Genomic DNA, 17,925 nt, shown 5'->3' with positions numbered 1-17,925 from the left:
ATATGGCAAGCGTCAAGCAGCGTCGTGCCCCGGCCGAGCGGCCGGCCGAGATCCTCGAGGCGGCACTGGCCCTTTTCGTGGAGAAGGGCTTCGCCGGCACGCGGCTCGACGACGTGGCGGCCCGCGCCGGCCTGTCGAAGGCGGCGATCTACCTTTATTTCGACGACAAGACCGCGCTCTTCCGCGGCGTCGTCCGCCAGGCCGTGTCCGGCAATCTCGACACGGTCGCCGCCATGCTTGCCGCCCATCGCGGACCGGTGGCGCCGCTGCTGCCGCGCATCCTCGAATTCATGGCCAGTCGCATCGAGGACACGCCGATGGCGGCCGTCGCCAAGGTGGTGATCGCTGAATCGCGCGCCTTCCCCGAGATCGGCCGCTTCTATCTCGACGAGGTCATCGGCCAGGGGATGCCGATGCTCGAGGGGCTGATCCGGCGCGGCGTCGCCTCCGGGGAGTTCCGTGCCGTCGATCCCGCCATGACCGTGCGCTCGATCATCGGCGCGATGCTGCTGGCGGTCCTCTGGCGCAGCGTGTTCGAGCCGATCGGCGCCGAGAGGCTCGACGTGCGCGCGCTCGCCCGCCATCACGCCGACCTGATCGTGCGCGGGCTGATCGCGCCGGACGGTGCCCCATGAAGCCCTCGCCCCGCCGTCTCGCGATCGTCGGCCTGGTGGTGCTGGCCGCCGTGCTGCTCGCCACCCAGGGCTACTGGCGGCCGCCCCTCTTCGCGCTGCTGGGCGTGAAGGCCGACGAGCCCTATCTCGGCTATGTCGAGGGCGAGACCAGCCTGATCGCGCCGCCGGTCGCGGGCCAGCTCCTGGAGCGGCCGGTCGATCGCGGTGCCCAGGTCAGGAAGGGCGAGCTGCTGTTCGTCATCGACCCGACCCTTGCCAGGGCCGAGGTCGCGCGCGCCGAGGCGAGCCTCGCCGAGGCCAGGGCGCGCCACGAGAACCTGCTGACGGGCAAGCGGCCGGAGGAACAGGAGATCGTTCGCGCCCAGCGCAACGAGGTCGAGGCCAACCTCGCGCTGGCCGAGAGCGAGTTCAGGCGCCAGGGCGAGCTGCTGGCGCGCAGCGTGACCACGCGGCAGGCCTACGACCAGGCCGAGGCGCAGGTGCGCCAGCTGCGGGCGCGCCTCGCCTCCCTGGCGGCGCAGGAAAGGGCCGGCGATCTCGCCGCGCGCCGGGCCGAGATCGACGCCGCCCAGGCGCTGATCGGGCAGAGCGAGGCCAACCTCGAGCAGGCGCGCAAGCGGCTGGCCGACCTGATGCCCCGGGCGCCGAGCGACGCGCTGGTCGAGAACACCTTCTTCAATGTCGGCGAATGGGTGCCGGCCGGCACGCCGGTCGTGTCGCTGCTGCCGGCCTCGCGCGTGAAGCTGCGCTTCTTCGTGCCCGAGGAGGAGGTCGCGCGCGCCCGCATCGGGCTGCCGGTGTCCTTCACCTGCGACGGCTGCCCGGCCGGGCTCGAGGCGACCATCACCTACGTCTCGCCGCGGGCCGAGTTCACGCCGCCGGTGATCTACTCGCAGAACGCGCGGACCAAGCTCGTCTTCATGATCGAGGCGCGGCCGCAGGCGGAGGTCGGCGGCGTGTCGCTGGCGCCGGGCCTGCCGGTCACCGTGGCGCCGATCGGGGGGCCGGGCCCGTGACCCCGGCCCCCGTGAGCCCGGCCATCGACGTCCACGATCTGGTGAAGCGCTACGGCCGGCGCACCGTCGTCGACCGGCTGAGCCTCTCGGTTGAGCAGGGACGCATCTGCGGCTTCCTCGGGCCCAACGGCTCGGGCAAGACCACGACGCTGCGCATGATCTGCGGCCTGCTGACTCCCGACGGCGGCGGCGGCACCTGCCTCGGCCACGACCTGGTGCGCGAGCGCGAGGCCATCAAGCGCCAGACCGGTTACATGACCCAGCGCTTCGGCCTCTACGAGGACCTCACGATCCGCGAGAACCTCGAGTTCGTGGGCCGGGTCTACGGGCTCGACCGGCTGCGCCCGCGCATCGACGAGGCGCTGGAGCGGCTGGGCCTCGCCAGCCGCCAGGGGCAGCTCGCCGGCTCGCTTTCGGGCGGCTGGAAGCAGCGACTGGCGCTCGCCGCCTGCGTGCTGCACGAGCCGCGCCTGCTGCTGCTCGACGAGCCGACGGCCGGTGTCGACCCCAAGGCGCGGCGCGCGTTCTGGGACGAGATCCACGCCTACGCCGCGCAGGGCATCACGGTGCTGGTCTCGACCCACTACATGGACGAGGCCGAGCGCTGTCACGAGATCGCCTACATCGCCTACGGCGAGCTGATGGCGCGCGGCACCGCCGAGGAGATCGTGCGCAATTCAGGCCTGGTCGCCTTCGTCGCCAGCGGCGCCGGGGCCGACCGGCTGGCGCCGCGCCTGCGCGACGCGCCCGGCGTCACGGCGGCTGCCGCCTTCGGCGCCACCCTCCATGTCTGCGGCCCCGACCGCGACCGGCTGCTGAAAGCGATCGAACCCTGGCGCGCCGATCCGGCGCTCGCCTGGCACGAGGCCGAGCCGACGCTGGAGGACATCTTCATCGACCTCATGGGGCGGGCGCGCGACAACGGCCCGGCCGACGGATGATGGGGCGGCTGTCCGGATCGTGGCGCCGCCTCGGCGCCATCGTCGCCAAGGAGGTGCGCCAGCTCGCGCGCGACCGGCTGACCTTCGCCATGATGTTCGGCCTGCCGATCATGCAGCTCCTGCTGTTCGGCTACGCCATCGACACCGATCCGCACCGCCTGCCGACCGCCGTGGTGGCGGCCGACCAGAGCCGCATCACGCGCACCATCCTGTCGGCGCTGGCCAACACCGGCTACATGCGCTTCACGCACCAGGCGCGGACGGAAGCCGAGGCCAACGCTCTCCTGCAGAGCGGCGAGGTGCAATTCGTCGTCACCATCCCGTCCGACTTCACGCGCCGGCTGGTGCGCGGCGAGCGCGCCCAGATCCTGATCGACGCCGACGCCACGGATCCCATGGCGGCGGCCAACCCGCTGGCCGCGGCGACGCCGGCGATCGAGCAGGCGCTGACGCGCGACCTGGTGGGGCCGCTCGCCCGGTTGCGCCGCGAGCCGGGCACGATCGAGGTCGTGCTGCAGCGGCGCTACAATCCGGAAGGAAAGTCGAACCTGAACGTCGTGCCGGGCCTGCTGGCCGTGATCCTGACGCAGACCATGGTGATGATGACGGCGCTTGCCGTGACGCGCGAACGCGAGCGCGGCACGATGGAGAACCTGCTGGCCATGCCGGTGCGCCCGATCGAGGTCATGATCGGCAAGATCGCACCCTATATCGCCATCGGCGCGGTCCAGGTCGTGGTGATCCTGCTGGTCGCCTGGCTGCTGTTCGGCGTCGGCGTGCAGGGCAGCTTCGCGCTGTTCTGCCTGGGGACGGCACTGTTCATCACGACCAATCTCGCCATCGGCTTCACCATCTCGACGGTGACGCAGAACCAGCTCCAGGCCATGCAGGCCTCGGTCTTCCTGCTGCTGCCCTCGATCCTGCTGTCGGGCTTCATGTTCCCGTTCCGCGGCATGCCGGTCTGGGCGCAGTGGCTCGGCGAGATCCTGCCGGCGACCCATTTCATGCGCATCGTGCGCGGACTGATGCTGAAGGGCGCGGGCTTCTCCAGCCTGTCGGCCGAGCTGGCGGCGCTGGTGGCGATCCTGCTGGTCGTGTCGACCCTGGCAATCAGCCGCTACCGCATGACCCTCGACTGAGGTCGAGCGGGGGGCGTCAGCCGGTGACCGTGAAGACGGCGATCAGGGCGATCGTGCCGCCGATCCCGAGGATCGCGGCCAGCAGCGGCACATGGCCGACGAAGGCAAGCGCCAGGCAGCCCAGCACGATGATGACGTGCAGGACGGCGAAGAGGACGAGCCTGTTGAAAGTATGGAAGGTCTGCTCGTGGGCACGCAGCTCCTGCGCGGCCACTGCGGCATCGGAGACGAGATCGGCCATCGTACGGCTCCTGTCGGGATCGGTTCCGAGGCAATGCGGCCGGCGCGGCGCGGGTTGCGTCCACGGCAACTTCACTTGCCGGCATCGTCCGCCTACGATGGCGACATGAAATCGCTTCTGGCCGGCCTGCTTGCGCTGTTGCTCGTCTCTCCTCTGGCCGCGCAGTCGCTCGAGGCCGACATGCGCGCCGCAGCCGGCGCCTACGAGCGCAAGGATATGGCTACCGCCGTGCGCATCTGGAAGCAGTGGGCGGCCAAGGGCAATGCCGAGGCGCGCACGCTGCTGGGCGCCATGTACTGGAGCGGCGAGGGCGTGCCGCGCGACCACAAGGAGGCCGCCCGTCTCTATCTGCAGGCGGCCAACCAGGGCTATGCGCGGGCGCAGAACGACATCGGCTTCATGCTGGGGTTCGGCGAGGGCATCCCGCCCCACGACAATGTCGAGGCCTACAAGTGGCTGTCGCTTGCCATCACCAACTACACGGTCAAGAACCAGGAGCGGCGCGACCAGGCCCGGAAGGACCTCGCCACCCTGACCAAGCGCATGACGCCTGCGCAAATCACCGAGGCCGAGCGCCGGATCCGCGCGTTCAAGCCCGTTCGGTAGACCGCGTGCGCCGCCGCCGGAGCGACAGGATGTTGCGTGGCTGCGCGCAAATCAGCGAGCTGTGCCACAGCGGCGCAGCGTGGCTCGGGTCCTGCAAGGTCACTGGCATTCGAGCCGATTTCGTCGCAGACAGGGCACCATGAAGAAGGCCTCGCTCGCTGCGGCGTTCGCCGCTTCCTTGACCTTGTTCACCCTGCCGCACGACGGTCGCGCTGCCGATGACGACGCTTCCGCAGACGGGCGTGCCGCCGAGGAGCGCCTGCTGGGCTTCGTCGACGAGGATGCCCGAGACCGCGGCTACCTGACGTTCAGCCGCGAGATCGCGCGCACGGTGGTGGTCGAGACGTCGCTCGAGGCGGCGCTGGCCGCGTCCGACGTGCCGGGTGCCGCAATGCTCGATGCGATGTCCGCTCTTTCCACGGCCGTGAACCTGGAGCGTGACGTCCACAAGGGCGACCGGCTCTACGTCCGTTACGAGCAGGAGTTCACGGTGGAGGGTGCGCCGATCGGCGTGGGGCACGTGCGGTGGGCGGAGCTCACCACCAGGGCCCGCGGCACCGTCGCCATCCATCGTTTCCGGGGCCGCGACAAGGTCGATCGCTTCTGGCTGGCCAGCGGCCAGGCCGCGAGCCCCCCGGCGCTCCGCCTGCCGCTCCATGCCATCTCGATCTCCTCCGGCTTCGGCCTGCGGCGCGATCCCTTCGAGCAGCCGCGGCCCCTGTCGGCGACCGGCAGGAAGGAGCCCATGGGCGGTCCGCCCCGCAAACGCGGCCTGCCGCCGGGCCTGCCCACCGGCGGCACCAACGGCAACGGCGGCACGACCTCGCTTGGCACGCCGCTCGGATCGACGTTCGCTCCCTACGGCAACTGGAAGGCCGCGCCGCCGCGCGCGGCCGCCCGGCCGCTCTACATGCACGAGGGCATCGACCTCGTGGCCTCGACGGGCACGCCGGTCTATGCCGCCGCCGACGGCGTCGTGGTCGGCGCCGGGCCGAACGGCCGCTACGGCAACTGGGTCCGCATCGACCATCCCGGCAAGCTCTCGACCGTCTACGGCCATCTCTCGGCCTTCGCGCCGGGCATCGAGCCGGGCGAGACCGTTGTGCGCGGCGAACTGATCGCCTTCGTCGGCTCGACCGGACGCTCGACCGGCGCCCATCTTCATTTCGAGCTCCTGAGCGACGGCAAGCCGGTCAATCCGATCACCCATCCCGAGCTCAGGGCAGCCCAGCTCCACGGCGTCGACCTCGAGCGTTTCCGCAAGCAGGTCACCCGCTCGCTCGAGGAACGTGCCAGCGAGGCGAAGGTCGCGGGGGGCGCCGCCGCGGCGGCGGCTCCGCTCTAGGTCGTGGCAGCCGGAGCGCGGACCTCCAGGTCCGCATCATGACCATGAGCGGACCTGGAGGTCCGCGCTCCAATAGGGGCGCGCCCCCTACAGCGGGATGAGACTGGCTGTTCCCAGCCAATCTCATCATGCCTTAGAGCGGCCTGTCGGTCTGGGCGAGCGCGAAGGCTTCCTCGGGCGCCAGCACCAGGCGGTGCCGGCCGCGCAGGGCGAACCACAGGATGCCGAGCGCGAACCAGGCGCCGACTCCCAGCACGCCGGCGGCGAACACCGGATCGAGGAGCTGATAGGCCAGCGTCACGACGGCGATCGCCAGCGTGAGGACGGCGCCGACGATGCCGAGCGGCGAGCGATAGGGTCGCGCGAGGTCGGGGAAGCGGCGGCGCAACACGATGAAGCTCACCGCCTGCAGCAGGTAGGACAGCATGGCGCCCGCCACCGCCATGTTCAGCAGCATGCCCTGGATGACGGCGACGCCGCGATCCGCTCCCATGCCGAACCACAGCGCGAACATGATGGCGAGCGCCAGCAGCGAACCCGCGGCCAGCGCGACGTGGGGCGTCTTGTGGCGCGGGTGCGTGACCGACAGGAAGCGCGGGAAGTAGCCGGCCCGCGACAGCGAATAGATCTGCCGGCCCTTGGCGAACAGGATCGTGTGGAACGAGGCGACCAGGCCGACGCAGGCAATCAGCGCCAGCGTCCGGGCCAGGTGTTCGCCGAAGGTGGCGCGGAAGCCGTCGAGCAGCGGCTCGCCCGAGGTCGCGAGCGCGAAGGCGCCGGGCGCGACCGACGGGTTCAGCCACAGGATCAGGCCGGCCGACACGATCAGGGTCGCCAGCCCGGCGATGATCCCGCGCGGCATGTCGCGGGCGGGATCCATCGATTCCTCGGCGGCGAGGGGGAGCTGTTCGATGGCGAGGAACAGCCAGACGGCGAAGGGCAGGGCTCCGAGCGCGCCGTGCAGGCCGAACGGCAGCAGCGGGCCGCCGCCCTGCGGCAGCGCGACCGGATGACCGTCGGGCGCGACGCCGATGTCGAGGGCGTAGCGACGGAAGTCGGCGACCGGCAGCGCGGAGATCCAGAACACGGCGAGGCAGGCGAGGGCGGCCAGCGTGACCACGACGGTGACGCGAAAGGAGAGTTCGACGCCCCAGACGTTCAGGCCGACGAACACCGCGTAGCCCGCGACCCAGTAGGCGGGGAGCCAGGCCGCCGGCGTGTCGAAGACGGCAGCGAGGTAGGTGGCGAGGAAGGAGACGACGACGGCCGGCGTCAGAACGTACTCGACGTTCTCGCACAGGCCGGTGACGAAGCCGCCCCACGGTCCCATCGCGGCACGGGCGAAGGAGTAGGCGCCGCCGGTGTGCGGCAGGGCGGCGCCCATCTCGGCGATGCAGAACACCAGGCCGAGATACATGGCGGCGATGACCAGCGCGGCGAGGGCCAGTCCGCCCCAGCCTCCGGCCATCAGTCCGAGGTTCCAGCCCGAGTAGTGGCCGGAGATGACGGCGCCCACGCCCAGCGCCCACAGCGAGGCCACGCCGGCATAGCGGCGCAGGCCGCGGCGCCGGAAATAGTCGGCCGGGACGGTGCTGTAGCCGTGGCGATCGGCCGTCATGCCGCGACGGGAATCCGGCGGCTCAGTCCCAGGCGGCGTCGATGATGCGGCCGTCCTCCGACAGGACGAGCGTCAGGCGGTTGGGATCGACAGCGTAGCTCGGGATCCCGTCGGTCGGCTTGATGACCCGCAGCTTCCACGGCAGGTCGGCCTCGCGCACCGAATTGTCGGCCGTTGCCCCCGCCGGCGCCGTGGTGCCGTTGGGAACGAAGAACTTGCCGAGGCACTTGGCGCAATCCTCCTTGGGCGGAGTCACCTCGACGTAACCGGGAATCGACTTCAGGCTGACCGCGTTGCTGCCGCCGCGCACCCGCACGCCCTTGTAGGGATGCCCCGTCTCGACCGGGAGCAGGGCCTCGACGGGCATGAACGGGCCGAGCGGCTGGGCACCGGCGGGCGAGCTCGCCTCGAACATGAGATCGAGGATGCCGTCGCGCGCCTCGCCCCGCGTGATGGGCTTCAGGAGCGGCTGGCTCCAGGCGCCCGAGGTGGTGAGGCCCCGGACCCGCACGAGGTCGAGGCCGCCGTTTCGATCCGAGCGCAGCACCTCGATGCTGGTCACGACGAGCACGGGCGCCGGCGGGCCGCCGCCCTGGTCCGGCGGCGGCCCGCCCTGGGGGCTGCCGCCGTAGGCGTTGGCCGGCTGGCCCGGCGCGCCGGGCGTCGACGGGGTAGCCGGCGCCTGCTGCTGCTGGGCCTGCGCGGCCGGGCCCAGGAGGCCGGCGGCCAGGAGGGAAGCAAGGACGAACAGCTTGGATCGGGTCATGGCATCCTCGGTGACAGCGCGGCCTCGGCCGGTGTTGGCGCTTGGGATCGGGCGACGGGGGCCGGAGCGTCTCCGGTCCAGCTTTGCTCGAGGCGATCGTAGGCCTCGAGGATGAGATCGGTCGGCACCATCTGCGTCAGCGTGCAGAAGGACGTCGTCGTTCCGGTGAACGAGCCGTTCTCGAACAGCTTGTTGACCGGCGAACCGCCGCCGCAGACCGAGTAGTATTCGCAGGCCGCCTCGCAGGCCTGCGTGCCGGCCCGGATGTCGCGATGCAGCGCCGAGCGCAGGCAGGCCGAATGGATCTCGGCCAGCGAGTTGATCGTGATGTTGCCCAGCAGGAAGTCGCCGTAGGCGGCGTTCTTCATGCCCAGCAGCTCGGGCGAGAAGCTCGAGACGTTGCCGCGGCTGTCGACGTTCAGCATGGCGAGCGGCTCGCACTGGATGTTGCGGGTGGGCACGCCGTCGGGCCGGAACATGCGCGGCACGGTCTGGTCGATCTCGCGCACGAATGTGACCTTTCCGTTCGCCCGGGCGCGGTGCCAGAACCGCCGCAGGAAGGACGCGAAGCGGCGGCGCAGGACCTCGCGCTCCTCGCCGAGCAGCGGCGAGACGTGCGTTCCCTCCGATTCCTCGACGTTGAAGCAGACCTTGTCGATGCCGGCCTCCTCGTAGAAAGCGAGCATCTCGTCGGGCCGGTCGAAGCTCTCGCTCGACAGAACGGAGAGCGCGTGGAAGGGCACGCCATTGTCCTGGAGGCAGCGGATGCCGGCCATCGTCTTGTCGAAGGTGCCGCGGCCGCTTCGCGTCAGGCGATTGCGGTCGTGCAGCGCTTGCGGGCCGTCGACGCTGACGCCGATGCCGACGTTCCATTCGAGGAACAGCCGGCACCACTCGGCAGTCACGAGCGTGCCGTTGGTCTGGAAGGAATGCTTGACGTTGACCCCGGCCGGCCGCACCGCCTCGATGGCGGCAAAGGCCTCGCTGTAGAAGTCGCGCGAGGCCGCCAGCGGTTCGCCGGCGTGCCACAGAACGATCAGGTCGGGCGACGCCCAGCCCGAGGCGAAGACTTCGCCGAACAGGCGGCGCACCGTGGCCTGGGCCATGACGTGCTTGTCGTTCCGGTCCGGCAGGTAGCAGTAGGTGCAGTCGATGTTGCAGAAGGCCGTGGGCTGCACCACGACCATGCCGATCTCGGGCCGTCCGGGCGCGCCGGACGTCGGAGCCGCGGTCATGGTCCTACCAGTTGTGCCAGCCGTTGTGCCAGTTGCCCCAGCCGCCATTGTGCCAGCCGTTGCCCCAGCCGCCGTTGTGCCAGCCATTGCCCCAGCCGCCATTGTGCCAGCCGCCGTTGCCCCAACCGCCGTTGTGCCAGCCTCCATTGTGCCAGCCGCCGTTGTGCCAGCCGTTGCCCCACCAGGCGAGCTGCTGCTCGGGATCGACGGCGACGAAGGGCTTGTGGTCGGTGGCGTATTGCTGGAGCGCCTCGGTCACCGTGAGGCGGATCGACTGCAGGCGATTGGCGACCTCGCCCGGCTTTCGGGCCCCGTCGCCGCCGTCGGAGCGCGCCGCCGCCGCATCGGCCGACGCCAGACTGACCGACAGCCCGAACGCTCCAGCCGGCAGCAGGGCCGCCAGTACCCGGGCAGAACGACGATCTTCGGCCATGTGAACTCCCTTGGTCGCGAGGCTCCCCACGTTACCCAGTCCTGCGAGAGGCTCGCAAATGAAAAGGCAGTTTCAGTTCGGGAGGCGGCTTGGCACGGAGCCGGCCCGCAGCCGGTCGGTGTCGATCCAGGCGCGATGGAAGTTGCCGTCCTCGTGCACCTGGCGCCCTGCGGGCTCGATGGCGAACCCGATCGAGCGCAGCAGGTCGACGGCGCGCACCTTGCGCACATCGACATAGTTCTCGAGACGGATATAGGTGTTCAGCATCTCGCCGAAGACCAGTCGGCACAGCGACCCGAGCTCCATCGGATTGTCGTCGAAGGCCTCGCAGGCGAGCATCCAGAGATGCCCGACATCGGGATCGTCGGCGAAGGGCGTGACGCCCCACAGCGCGGTGGGCGTGCCGCGCGCGTCGCGCGCAGCCCAAACCTGGGAGCTTGCGGCACAGGTTTGCAGCAGCCGGTCGATCGGCGCATTCTCACCCGCCACCCCTGGATCGTTTTCGTCCATGGCGGTGGCGAGGAAGGCAACGTCGACCGAAGTTGCCAGTTGAACGCAGTAGCGCATGCGAAATCGAACGCACGGCGCTGGCGATTGGTTCCTGCCGGGTCCGGGAAAGGAGGATGGGGTGCTTGAAGTGCAGACCTTCCTGTTGGAGGACGACGGCGAGACGCCGAACAATCCCATTCTCCCGTTGTTGGTTTATCGGCAGGTGGTGTCGATCGGGGGGCTGGCCGATCCCGCCGCGCCGTTCGAGCGCCTGTTCTCGTCGCACGGCTGGGGCGACGGTTGGCGCAACGGCATCTATCCGTTCCTGCATTTCCACACCGCAGCGCACGAGGTGCTGGGCATCGCCCGCGGCCGGGCGACGGTCGAGTTCGGCGGCGCGAGAGGCCGGGTGCTGACGGTCGAGGCCGGCGACGTCGTCGTCCTGCCCGCCGGCACCGGCCATCGCCGCACCGCGGCGAGCGATGACCTTCTGGTGGTCGGCGCCTACCCGCGCAACGGCTCGTTCGACCAGCGGCGGCCGGGCGAGATCGATGCCGCCGCGGCGCGTGACGCGATCGCCCGCGTGCCCTTGCCCGAGCAGGATCCGGTCGAAGGCCCTGCCGGTCCGCTGACGCGCCTGTGGGCGGTTGGGGGAGGCCCGAAGGTCAGGTGAAGTCGCGATAGACGACGGTCGTGAACATGCCGGCGGCCAGGTGGTACAGGTTGTGGCAGTGGTAGGCCCAGATGCCGGGATTGTCGGCATCGAAGACGACCTTCGCGGTCGTCCCCGGCGTCACGAGCAGGACGTCGCGCAGCGCACCCGCCAGCGGCTTGCCGTCGATCTCCGTCACCTGGAAAGAATGGCCGTGCAGGTGCATGGGATGCGACATCATGGTGGTGTTGCGCATCACAAGCTCGACCCGCTCGCCCTTGCCGACGGTCACCGGCGCGCCCGCCATGCCGTTCACGGACAGGCCCCAGACATAGCCCAGCATCTGGCCGGTGAGGTCGACCTCCACCGAGCGATCGATCTTGCGGGCAGGCAGCGGCTGGCTGGCACGCAGCTTCATCTCTTCACCCAGCGTCAGGGCCGGTGCGGCCTCGGCGGCCGTGATCGGGATCTTGCTGACTGCGGCGCCGCGCGGCCGGAGCACGACGCCGGCCTGCAGCGGCCTTCCCTCGCCGCGCGCCACGACCGGCACGGCCGAGCCGTCGGCCGGCATGCGCACCAGGATGTCGACGCGCTGCGCCACCGCGAGCGGGAAGCGGCGGACCGTGACCGGCGCCACGGGATTGCCGTCGACTGTGAGGACCGTGCCCTCGATGGAACCGAGCTCGATCATGAAGTTGGTCGATGCCGCGCCGTTGATCAGCCGCAGGCGCACCTCGGCGCCCTTGTCGACGTCGAAGACCTGCGGATCCGCGAGCGTCCGGTCGTTGGCGAGGAAGGCGGCGTAGGTGACGTCGTTCAGGTCGCGGTCGCCTTTGCCCGCTTTCTCAGCATCCGGCATCTTCATGGCGCCCCGCGCCGCCCCGGCGTCGGCATTCGCCGCCATCATCGCCATCGGGCGAGGCTTTCGCAGGTCGGCGAAGATCTCGTCGGGGCTCGACCAGGAAAAGTCCTCGAACATGACGACGACCTCCTGGTGGCCGCTCTCGATCGCGCTGCGCTCGCGCACGATGAGCGGGGCGGCGAGCAGGTTCTGCTCCTGGAGGCCGAAATGGGAATGCATCCAGCGCGTGCCGACCGGCACCGCCGGAAAGCGGAAGTCGGCGCTGCGGCCGGCGGCGATCGGCGGCGCGGAGATGTACGGCACGCCGTCCTGCTTCCAGGGCGGCGTCATGCCGTGCCAATGGACGCTGGTATCGACCGACAGGCCGTTCTGCAGGCGGACGTCGAACATGTCGCCCTGGTCGAGCGTGAGACCCCACGTTCCGTCCGGCTGGACGACGCGATACCGGGTGGCGGGCTTGCCGCCCACCTCGATCGTGCGCCGCGTCAGGTCGAGCGTCCGCTGTCCGGAGGCGCGGGCGGTCCGGAACGGCGGCAGCGGGGCAAGAGCGGCACCTGCCGTGGCGGCGAGCAGCGTCCGGCGCAAAAGCGACATGATGCCTCCGACTTTTCGTTTCCGGCAGTCTACACGACCCTTGCCGTCACGGCGAAGCGAGACCGGGCGTTACGTGGCCCAGCCCGGCGGGCAGGCGGCCGTTCCAGCCGAAGCCGACATAGCCGCCGGCCGCGTCGTACAGATAGTCGAACCCCTCGAGGAACATGCGACCGGTGTTCACGAACACGCCGGCATCGTGGACGATGTCGACGTGGTCCGGATGCATCGGGTTGTCGTGCGAGCCCACCGCGAAGCCGTAGGACGCGGGCTGCGGCATCCGGCGGTCGGGCACGAAGACGTCGATGCGCGTGCCCTCGGGTGGTCGCCCACCGCGGCGCAGGCCCGTGCCTTCCGGCGGCGACAGGAACATGTAGCCGATGCCGGTATCGACCAGCAGGGTTCCCCTGCCCGAGACGCCGTTGACCGCGACGGTCATGGGCGCGGCGCGCCATTCCGGCACGCCCGGACGGGACCTCGCGTCGGGGGCGAGCTTGATGAATGCAAAGCCGCGCGTCCGCTCGGCGGTCATGCCGAGCTGCACCCCGGTGCGCGTCACGATGTAGCCCGGCCGCACCGTGGCCGGCGGCGCCCCCGAGGCCAGCGCGACAAGGCTGACGAAGGGATTGCGCGGGACGCCCGGCTCGGTGCCCTGGGCGCCATTGCGGTCGAAGCCCACGCCCATGAAGGCCACGCCGCGCGGGTCGCGCTCCGGCCGGCAGTCGCGGGCACGCTCCAGGCAGGCGATGCGGGTCACGCGCAGCACCTGGACGCGGGCGGTCGCGACCGGCGTGCGTTCGTCGCGCTGGATCACGACGTCGGTCATGTAGCGCTCGCCTTCGAGGATGCGGCCGCTGCTGTTGTAGACCAGCCGTCCCGGCCCCTCGGCGACGTCGCCCGGACCGGGGGTGAAATGCGCGGCGGAGACGACGATGCCGGTCGAGCCGGTGTCGAGGCCGAAGCGGAGCGGCCGGCTGCCATGCAGCCGGAGCCACACCTGCGGCACGTGCGTGCGGGCGATCGGCCCGTTGGCGAACGGGATGTCGAGCATCGAGAGACCGCGATACTGCGCCGAAGGCTGGACTTGCGCGCCGACCGGCCCGGGGCCGGCGAGGATTGCCAGGAGACACGCCAAGGCAGCGAACGCCCGACAGGCTACTCGGCGCCGATCACGCGATGGAATGCTGAACCGCCACGATCGCGTCACAACGATCGCGAGAGGAAGGCTTTTAAATTTAAATCTCATATTGCGTGTGCTAGTATTTGAGAATGAAGCGGAAAATCGGTTCTCTCTGCATCGCGGCCGTCGCCGCGACAGCATACGCGTGGCCGGCGCACGCCCAAACCTCTCCCGTTTCCATTCCAGAGAAGGATTTCGGTCCGGTCTGGACCGGCTTCTATGTCGGGGCCGCCTTCGGCGCCGGCGGCATGGTCAATCGACTCAATTCCGGGGGCGCCGGGGTAGCCTCCAGTTTCGACGGCGGCGGCGCCAGCGGCGTGCTGGGCTCGATCTATGGCGGTGTCGACTACCAGATCACTCAGCGTGGCGTCCTCGGTTTGATGGCCGAGTTGAGCTATGGCGGCGGCCAGGGAGGGGTGAATGCCCAGACGCCCGGCGCGGTCGCCGGGGTCAATCAGTATGCCGGGCTCGGCTGGGCGGTCCTGGCCCGCACGGGGTTTCTCGCCAGCCCCACGACCTTGCTCTACCTGACGGGCGGCTACACCGGTCTGGTCATCAATACCTCGTCCTACGCATCGGGGTTCGGGGCGACGGCCAATTTCTCGGGCAGCAGCACCGTGAACGGGTGGACGGTGGGGCCGGGCTTCGAGACCATGCTGGCCGACAACCTGTCAGCCAAGCTGGAGTATCGCTACAGCCAATACGGCACTGCCAACGTGCCCGGCACGGCCATCGCCATGCAGCCCTCGACTCACGCCGTGCGTGCCGGCCTGACCTATCGATTCGGCGGGTTGGGCGTCGTCTCGTCGGCGAACTCGTTGGGCTCCGCACGTCAGGCGATGACCAACTGGACCGGCGTCTACGGCGGCGTCGCCGCTGGAGGCGGAATGGGCTTCGGCAGCGTGAGGGCCACGGCGACCCCGGGGACGTTCGCGAACTTCGACAATGGCGGTCAGGGTCTGATCGGCGGATTCTTCGGTGGTGCGGATTGGCAGTTCGCACCCCAGGCCCTGGTCGGAATTCTGGCGGACTTCAGCTGGATGCGTCTGCGCAGCACGACCAACATCAACAGCCCCGTCGGCAACGCCTACGGGACCCTCGAAGCCAATCGGCAGTGGAGCGTGATGGGTCGGGTGGGCTGGTTGCCGATGCCGTCGACGCTGATCTATGCGGCAGGCGGCTATAGCCAGCTCAATGTCCAGGGAACGGCCAGCTTCACCACGCCGGGCGCGACGGGCTACTTGCAGAACGACAACACGTTCAGCGGCTTCACGGTCGCCCCGGGCATCGAGACCGTCGTCACCGGCGGGTGGACGACGCGCCTCGAATATCGCTTCAGCCAGTTCGAGCAGAAGGACGTGTTGCCTGGACTGAGCATGCAGCCTTCGAACCATACGATCCGGGCCGGCCTGTCCTACAAGTTCGGAATCGGAGGATCTACTTTGGTCGCGCGAGCCGAGGAGTGATGACGATGAGTGGAAGGAAACTGGCAATGGCGGTCGCCGTCGTCACCGGTCTCGTGGGGGGAGCGGCGGAAGGCCAGCAGGGCAATACCATCAACGTCGTCGTCGGCGGCATTCGCGACAACACAGGCAGCATTCGATGCGGCCTGTTCAATTCGCCGTCGACCTTCCCGAAGGACGGCCAGGAATACAAGGGAGCGGTTGCGCCTATCGCCAACGGGCAAGCGACATGTACCTTTGCCGACGTGCCGCCCGGCACCTATGCGGTCGCCTATTTCAAGGCCAGGCCCGGCCAAACCAAGATGGAGACCGGCCTGTTCGGCATGCCGCAGGACCCCTACGGCTTTTCCCGCAACGCCACGATCGGCATGGGCCCGCCGCCGTTCAACTCTGCCGCCTACGCCTATCCCGGTGGTCCCACGACCTGGCCCGTGACGATTACCTATCCCTAGGGGCCCGGCGGCGGCGGTCGCCGCGCGTCTGACGTCGCGCGAGATTCGTGAGCGACCCTTGAACATGCGATGGCGGCGAGAGGCTGCGCGGGGTGGAATGCGCCGCCCGAAGGGGGCGCTTCAGGTACCCATGCCGCGCGGGCCGCGCTTCGGCTTGGGTCCTTTCAGATCGGCGTTCTGACTGCCGGGCAGGGCCGCTGCGTTGCGATGGCGCGACCGCGGCGGCTGGGGCTGCGGCACGCGCTGCGGTTCGGTACCGGGCTGCAGCCGCTCCTTCTCCGTGGTCGGACGGCGGGAGCGGGTGGAGAGGCGCGGGGCGCTTGCGACGTCTTTCGAGGCGCTGTGTGAAGACTTGGCCATGGTTCCTCCGGACCGGTAACGACCGTCGCGGCCGGAAGATGCGCGCTATTCGTGGGCGTTCGGCGGGTTGCCCTTCAGGCGATAGACGACCCCGGTCTTGGTGGCGCCGAGCTGGATCCAGTCGCGCGCCTCGTTCTGGAGAGCGAGGAAGAAGGCCTCCGCGCGCGCCAGGGCCTCGTCCGTCAGGTCCTCGCGGCGGCGGAACTTGAGCTGGAAGGCAAACTCGCCGATCAGCGGCGCATGATCGCCGCGGTTGCGCCACAGCGCGACGTTGGCCATCGCCGACACGCGGTTGCCGAAGTCGAGCTCGCCGATGTCCTGCAGCACCTCCTCGACGATCGTGCCGCCGACCAGCTCGGCCCGGTCGGCATGGTCGAAGGTGAGGGAGTGCAGCACGGGCAGCGCCTCGCAGATGCGCTCCATCGACATGCGATCGACGGCGAGCGCCGCATTGAGATGGAACTCGACATTGTGCGAGTAGAGCATGCGCATGCCGCCCAGCCCGTCCTTCAGCGGCAGGGCCTCGGCCTTGAACTTGATGCGGTAGTCGCCCGGGATGTGCGGCCGCATGTCGAGCTCGGCGGCCTTCTGCGGATCGGGATGGCGGTACTTGCAGACGATCTCGGGCAGGCCGATCGGAAAGCCGTCCTGGTAGGGGATGCGGCGGCGCAGGATGAAGGCGTTGTTGTAGAGCCGGAAGTCGTGGGTATCGACGAACAGGACCTCGCGTATGGCCAGGGGGCGTTCCTGCCAGGACACCGGCTCGAAGCGAACACCAGTCTCGCGCGCCGGCCGGCGCAGCACCTTGGCGAAGTCGAACAGGCTCTGCCGCGAATTGAAGTGGTTGGGCTTGAGGATCAGCTTGCACTCGAGATAGCGGATCTCGTCGTAGGGCATGCCATCGGCATACTTGCCCGGCTTGATCGTCGGCAGATGGCGCGCGCGCATGCTGGGGTGCGCGGCTTCCTTCGTCTTCTGGCTCATGGAGTCTCCCTTGGCCGCGGGACTATAGGCCAGGGACGGGGGTCATGGCTCGCATTTTGGCAGCACGCCGCCGGGATACTCGATGTCGCTGGCCGTGTGCACGACAAAGCGGCCGATCACGTAGCCCGGATCGGACCGGTCGCAGTGCTCGGACGGCGTCAGCGTCAGCGCGGCCTGCCCACACGACCGGCAGGCGTAGGTCGTCTCGCGGCCCGACGACAGCCTGTACTGCGAAAGCGGCCGCCGTTCGTTGCAGGACGGGCAGGCCACCTGCAGGTCCGTATCGTTCACCCGGGCTGCGGTCATCGCCGTGTTCAGGACGTCGCCCAGGGTGATGGCCGCCTTCGAGCGGGTGGCAGGCGCACGGCTGAGCGCGTTGTCGAGGAGCCTCAGCATGTTGCGGCGCATCCGTTCGTATTCTTCGTCGGGAGGCGGCGCGTACCGCGTCTCGAGGGCCGTCAGCATGTCGTGGGCGAAGCTCTCGAGGCGGCTTTCGGGACCGACATCGAGCGGCCGGAAATCGGGATTCTCGATGGCGAGCGCGAGGTAGGCATCCTCGAGGGTGCGGACCAGCAGCGGTTCGACCCCACGGCGGTAGAACTGGTGGGCGGCGATGACCCGGTTGAGCCCGTAGGCCGGATCGTGCGGTGCCACCAGCACCCGGGCCTGGCCGGGCAGGAGGGGCGGCCCCTCGCAGCGCCGCACGATGACGTCCATCGAGACCTCGACCTCCTGGACGCCCGTGAAGTCCATGATACCCCGCACCAGGCCGTGCTGGGCGACGAAGCGCACCACTGCCTTGTCACGCAGGACGATGTCGCGCTCCGCGTAGGACCCGTGGAGGCGGGTCATCAGGACCTTGTGGCGGGCGTCGTACAGGAGCTGGAACACAGCGAGCCTCGCGCCAAGCTTGCCTG

General features: G+C 69.6%; 20 protein-coding genes. 9 read left to right on the top strand and 11 right to left on the bottom strand.

All coding sequences use genetic code 11. The features are described 5' to 3' along the window. Positions 1-2: 2 nt before the first annotated feature. The 4 genes from ACO073_RS22780 to ACO073_RS22765 are packed head-to-tail and all read left to right on the top strand — an operon-like array spanning position 3 to position 3,731. Positions 3-635, top strand: a complete 633-nt coding sequence (locus ACO073_RS22780; RefSeq protein WP_422000552.1) for a TetR family transcriptional regulator — start codon at positions 3-5, stop codon at positions 633-635. Beyond that, entirely contained in the window at positions 632-1,651 is a 1,020-nt protein-coding gene (locus tag ACO073_RS22775) for an HlyD family secretion protein (RefSeq protein ID WP_422000550.1), read from the top strand. The genes ACO073_RS22780 and ACO073_RS22775 overlap by 4 nt, the downstream gene beginning before the upstream one ends. Further along, the gene (locus tag ACO073_RS22770; RefSeq protein ID WP_422000549.1) at positions 1,648-2,592 is read left to right on the top strand and encodes an ABC transporter ATP-binding protein; all 945 of its coding nucleotides are present in this window, start codon (positions 1,648-1,650) and stop codon (positions 2,590-2,592) included. Before ACO073_RS22775 ends, ACO073_RS22770 begins: the two co-directional genes overlap by 4 nt. Next, complete coding sequence (locus tag ACO073_RS22765) at positions 2,589-3,731, top strand: ABC transporter permease (protein WP_422000547.1); 1,143 nt, start codon at positions 2,589-2,591, stop codon at positions 3,729-3,731. The genes ACO073_RS22770 and ACO073_RS22765 overlap by 4 nt, the downstream gene beginning before the upstream one ends. 16 nt (positions 3,732-3,747) lie before the next feature. Here ACO073_RS22765 and ACO073_RS22760 read toward each other — a convergent pair whose 3' ends face one another. Next, positions 3,748-3,972, bottom strand: coding sequence for a hypothetical protein (locus ACO073_RS22760; protein WP_422000545.1), 225 nt, complete (start codon positions 3,970-3,972; stop codon positions 3,748-3,750). 105 nt (positions 3,973-4,077) lie between these two features. Between ACO073_RS22760 and ACO073_RS22755 the strand changes: the two genes are divergently transcribed. Both ACO073_RS22755 and ACO073_RS22750 read left to right on the top strand, forming a co-directional pair. Further along, positions 4,078-4,578 (top strand): tetratricopeptide repeat protein, encoded by a 501-nt coding sequence (locus tag ACO073_RS22755; RefSeq protein WP_422000544.1) that lies wholly within the window; start codon positions 4,078-4,080, stop codon positions 4,576-4,578. 139 nt (positions 4,579-4,717) lie between these two features. After that, positions 4,718-5,923 (top strand): M23 family metallopeptidase, encoded by a 1,206-nt coding sequence (locus ACO073_RS22750; RefSeq protein ID WP_422000542.1) that lies wholly within the window; start codon positions 4,718-4,720, stop codon positions 5,921-5,923. Positions 5,924-6,056: 133 nt separating this feature from the next. Here the strand turns inward: ACO073_RS22750 and ACO073_RS22745 are convergent, their stop codons facing one another. The 5 genes from ACO073_RS22745 to ACO073_RS22725 form a co-directional block, all read right to left on the bottom strand. After that, positions 6,057-7,541: an amino acid permease gene (locus tag ACO073_RS22745; RefSeq protein ID WP_422000540.1), complete on the bottom strand. Its 1,485-nt coding sequence runs from the start codon at positions 7,539-7,541 to the stop codon at positions 6,057-6,059. 22 nt (positions 7,542-7,563) lie between these two features. Beyond that, positions 7,564-8,307, bottom strand: a complete 744-nt coding sequence (locus tag ACO073_RS22740) for a hypothetical protein (RefSeq protein WP_422000539.1) — start codon at positions 8,305-8,307, stop codon at positions 7,564-7,566. Next, complete coding sequence (gene grrM / locus ACO073_RS22735; protein ID WP_422000537.1) at positions 8,304-9,542, bottom strand: cyclophane-forming radical SAM/SPASM peptide maturase GrrM/OscB; 1,239 nt, start codon at positions 9,540-9,542, stop codon at positions 8,304-8,306. The genes ACO073_RS22740 and grrM overlap by 4 nt, the downstream gene beginning before the upstream one ends. A gap of 4 nt (positions 9,543-9,546) precedes the next feature. Beyond that, a complete protein-coding gene (gene grrA, locus ACO073_RS22730) occupies positions 9,547-9,975 on the bottom strand; it encodes a GrrA/OscA1 family cyclophane-containing rSAM-modified RiPP (RefSeq protein ID WP_422000536.1) in 429 nt (142 codons plus the stop codon). 72 nt (positions 9,976-10,047) lie between these two features. After that, complete coding sequence (locus ACO073_RS22725; RefSeq protein ID WP_422000535.1) at positions 10,048-10,542, bottom strand: hypothetical protein; 495 nt, start codon at positions 10,540-10,542, stop codon at positions 10,048-10,050. A 70-nt stretch (positions 10,543-10,612) separates the two neighbouring features. Here ACO073_RS22725 and ACO073_RS22720 point away from each other — a divergent pair, with 70 nt between their 5' ends. Then, positions 10,613-11,137, top strand: coding sequence for a cupin domain-containing protein (locus tag ACO073_RS22720; protein WP_422000533.1), 525 nt, complete (start codon positions 10,613-10,615; stop codon positions 11,135-11,137). On the opposite strand, the gene ACO073_RS22715 is transcribed toward ACO073_RS22720, so the two are convergent. Further along, positions 11,130-12,572 (bottom strand): multicopper oxidase family protein, encoded by a 1,443-nt coding sequence (locus ACO073_RS22715; RefSeq protein WP_422000531.1) that lies wholly within the window; start codon positions 12,570-12,572, stop codon positions 11,130-11,132. The genes ACO073_RS22720 and ACO073_RS22715 overlap by 8 nt on opposite strands. A 46-nt stretch (positions 12,573-12,618) precedes the next feature. Then, complete coding sequence (locus tag ACO073_RS22710) at positions 12,619-13,620, bottom strand: hypothetical protein (RefSeq protein ID WP_422000530.1); 1,002 nt, start codon at positions 13,618-13,620, stop codon at positions 12,619-12,621. Positions 13,621-13,838: 218 nt separating this feature from the next. Between ACO073_RS22710 and ACO073_RS22705 the strand changes: the two genes are divergently transcribed. Both ACO073_RS22705 and ACO073_RS22700 read left to right on the top strand, forming a co-directional pair. Continuing rightward, positions 13,839-15,215: an outer membrane protein gene (locus ACO073_RS22705; protein ID WP_422000528.1), complete on the top strand. Its 1,377-nt coding sequence runs from the start codon at positions 13,839-13,841 to the stop codon at positions 15,213-15,215. A 26-nt stretch (positions 15,216-15,241) separates the two neighbouring features. After that, entirely contained in the window at positions 15,242-15,664 is a 423-nt protein-coding gene (locus ACO073_RS22700) for a DUF2141 domain-containing protein (protein ID WP_422000527.1), read from the top strand. Between the two features lie 120 nt (positions 15,665-15,784). On the opposite strand, the gene ACO073_RS22695 is transcribed toward ACO073_RS22700, so the two are convergent. The 3 genes from ACO073_RS22695 to ACO073_RS22685 are packed head-to-tail and all read right to left on the bottom strand — an operon-like array spanning position 15,785 to position 17,899. Beyond that, entirely contained in the window at positions 15,785-16,024 is a 240-nt protein-coding gene (locus tag ACO073_RS22695; protein WP_422000526.1) for a hypothetical protein, read from the bottom strand. A 45-nt stretch (positions 16,025-16,069) separates the two neighbouring features. Further along, a complete protein-coding gene (locus ACO073_RS22690; RefSeq protein ID WP_422000525.1) occupies positions 16,070-17,008 on the bottom strand; it encodes a hypothetical protein in 939 nt (312 codons plus the stop codon). Positions 17,009-17,050: 42 nt separating this feature from the next. Further along, a complete protein-coding gene (locus ACO073_RS22685) occupies positions 17,051-17,899 on the bottom strand; it encodes a hypothetical protein (protein ID WP_422000524.1) in 849 nt (282 codons plus the stop codon). Positions 17,900-17,925: the final 26 nt, after the last annotated feature.

Source organism: Reyranella sp., from assembly GCF_965229815.1.
Taxonomy (GTDB): domain Bacteria; phylum Pseudomonadota; class Alphaproteobacteria; order Reyranellales; family Reyranellaceae; genus Reyranella.
The sequence above is the reverse complement of the archived record's forward strand: the minus strand, read 5'-3'. Positions and strand labels throughout refer to the sequence as shown.

Bases quoted from the DNA above. Each gene is read 5' to 3' on its own strand.
- ACO073_RS22780 (WP_422000552.1), top strand. From the start codon at position 3: ATGGCAAGCGTCAAGCAGCGTCGTGCCCCGGCCGAGCGGCCGGCCGAG.
- ACO073_RS22775 (WP_422000550.1), top strand. From the start codon at position 632: ATGAAGCCCTCGCCCCGCCGTCTCGCGATCGTCGGCCTGGTGGTGCTG.
- ACO073_RS22765 (WP_422000547.1), top strand. From the start codon at position 2,589: ATGATGGGGCGGCTGTCCGGATCGTGGCGCCGCCTCGGCGCCATCGTC.
- ACO073_RS22760 (WP_422000545.1), bottom strand. From the start codon at position 3,972: ATGGCCGATCTCGTCTCCGATGCCGCAGTGGCCGCGCAGGAGCTGCGT.
- ACO073_RS22755 (WP_422000544.1), top strand. From the start codon at position 4,078: ATGAAATCGCTTCTGGCCGGCCTGCTTGCGCTGTTGCTCGTCTCTCCT.
- ACO073_RS22750 (WP_422000542.1), top strand. From the start codon at position 4,718: ATGAAGAAGGCCTCGCTCGCTGCGGCGTTCGCCGCTTCCTTGACCTTG.
- ACO073_RS22745 (WP_422000540.1), bottom strand. From the start codon at position 7,541: ATGACGGCCGATCGCCACGGCTACAGCACCGTCCCGGCCGACTATTTC.
- ACO073_RS22740 (WP_422000539.1), bottom strand. From the start codon at position 8,307: ATGACCCGATCCAAGCTGTTCGTCCTTGCTTCCCTCCTGGCCGCCGGC.
- grrM (WP_422000537.1), bottom strand. From the start codon at position 9,542: ATGACCGCGGCTCCGACGTCCGGCGCGCCCGGACGGCCCGAGATCGGC.
- grrA (WP_422000536.1), bottom strand. From the start codon at position 9,975: ATGGCCGAAGATCGTCGTTCTGCCCGGGTACTGGCGGCCCTGCTGCCG.
- ACO073_RS22725 (WP_422000535.1), bottom strand. From the start codon at position 10,542: ATGCGCTACTGCGTTCAACTGGCAACTTCGGTCGACGTTGCCTTCCTC.
- ACO073_RS22715 (WP_422000531.1), bottom strand. From the start codon at position 12,572: ATGTCGCTTTTGCGCCGGACGCTGCTCGCCGCCACGGCAGGTGCCGCT.
- ACO073_RS22710 (WP_422000530.1), bottom strand. From the start codon at position 13,620: ATGCTCGACATCCCGTTCGCCAACGGGCCGATCGCCCGCACGCACGTG.
- ACO073_RS22705 (WP_422000528.1), top strand. From the start codon at position 13,839: ATGAAGCGGAAAATCGGTTCTCTCTGCATCGCGGCCGTCGCCGCGACA.
- ACO073_RS22700 (WP_422000527.1), top strand. From the start codon at position 15,242: ATGGCGGTCGCCGTCGTCACCGGTCTCGTGGGGGGAGCGGCGGAAGGC.
- ACO073_RS22695 (WP_422000526.1), bottom strand. From the start codon at position 16,024: ATGGCCAAGTCTTCACACAGCGCCTCGAAAGACGTCGCAAGCGCCCCG.
- ACO073_RS22690 (WP_422000525.1), bottom strand. From the start codon at position 17,008: ATGAGCCAGAAGACGAAGGAAGCCGCGCACCCCAGCATGCGCGCGCGC.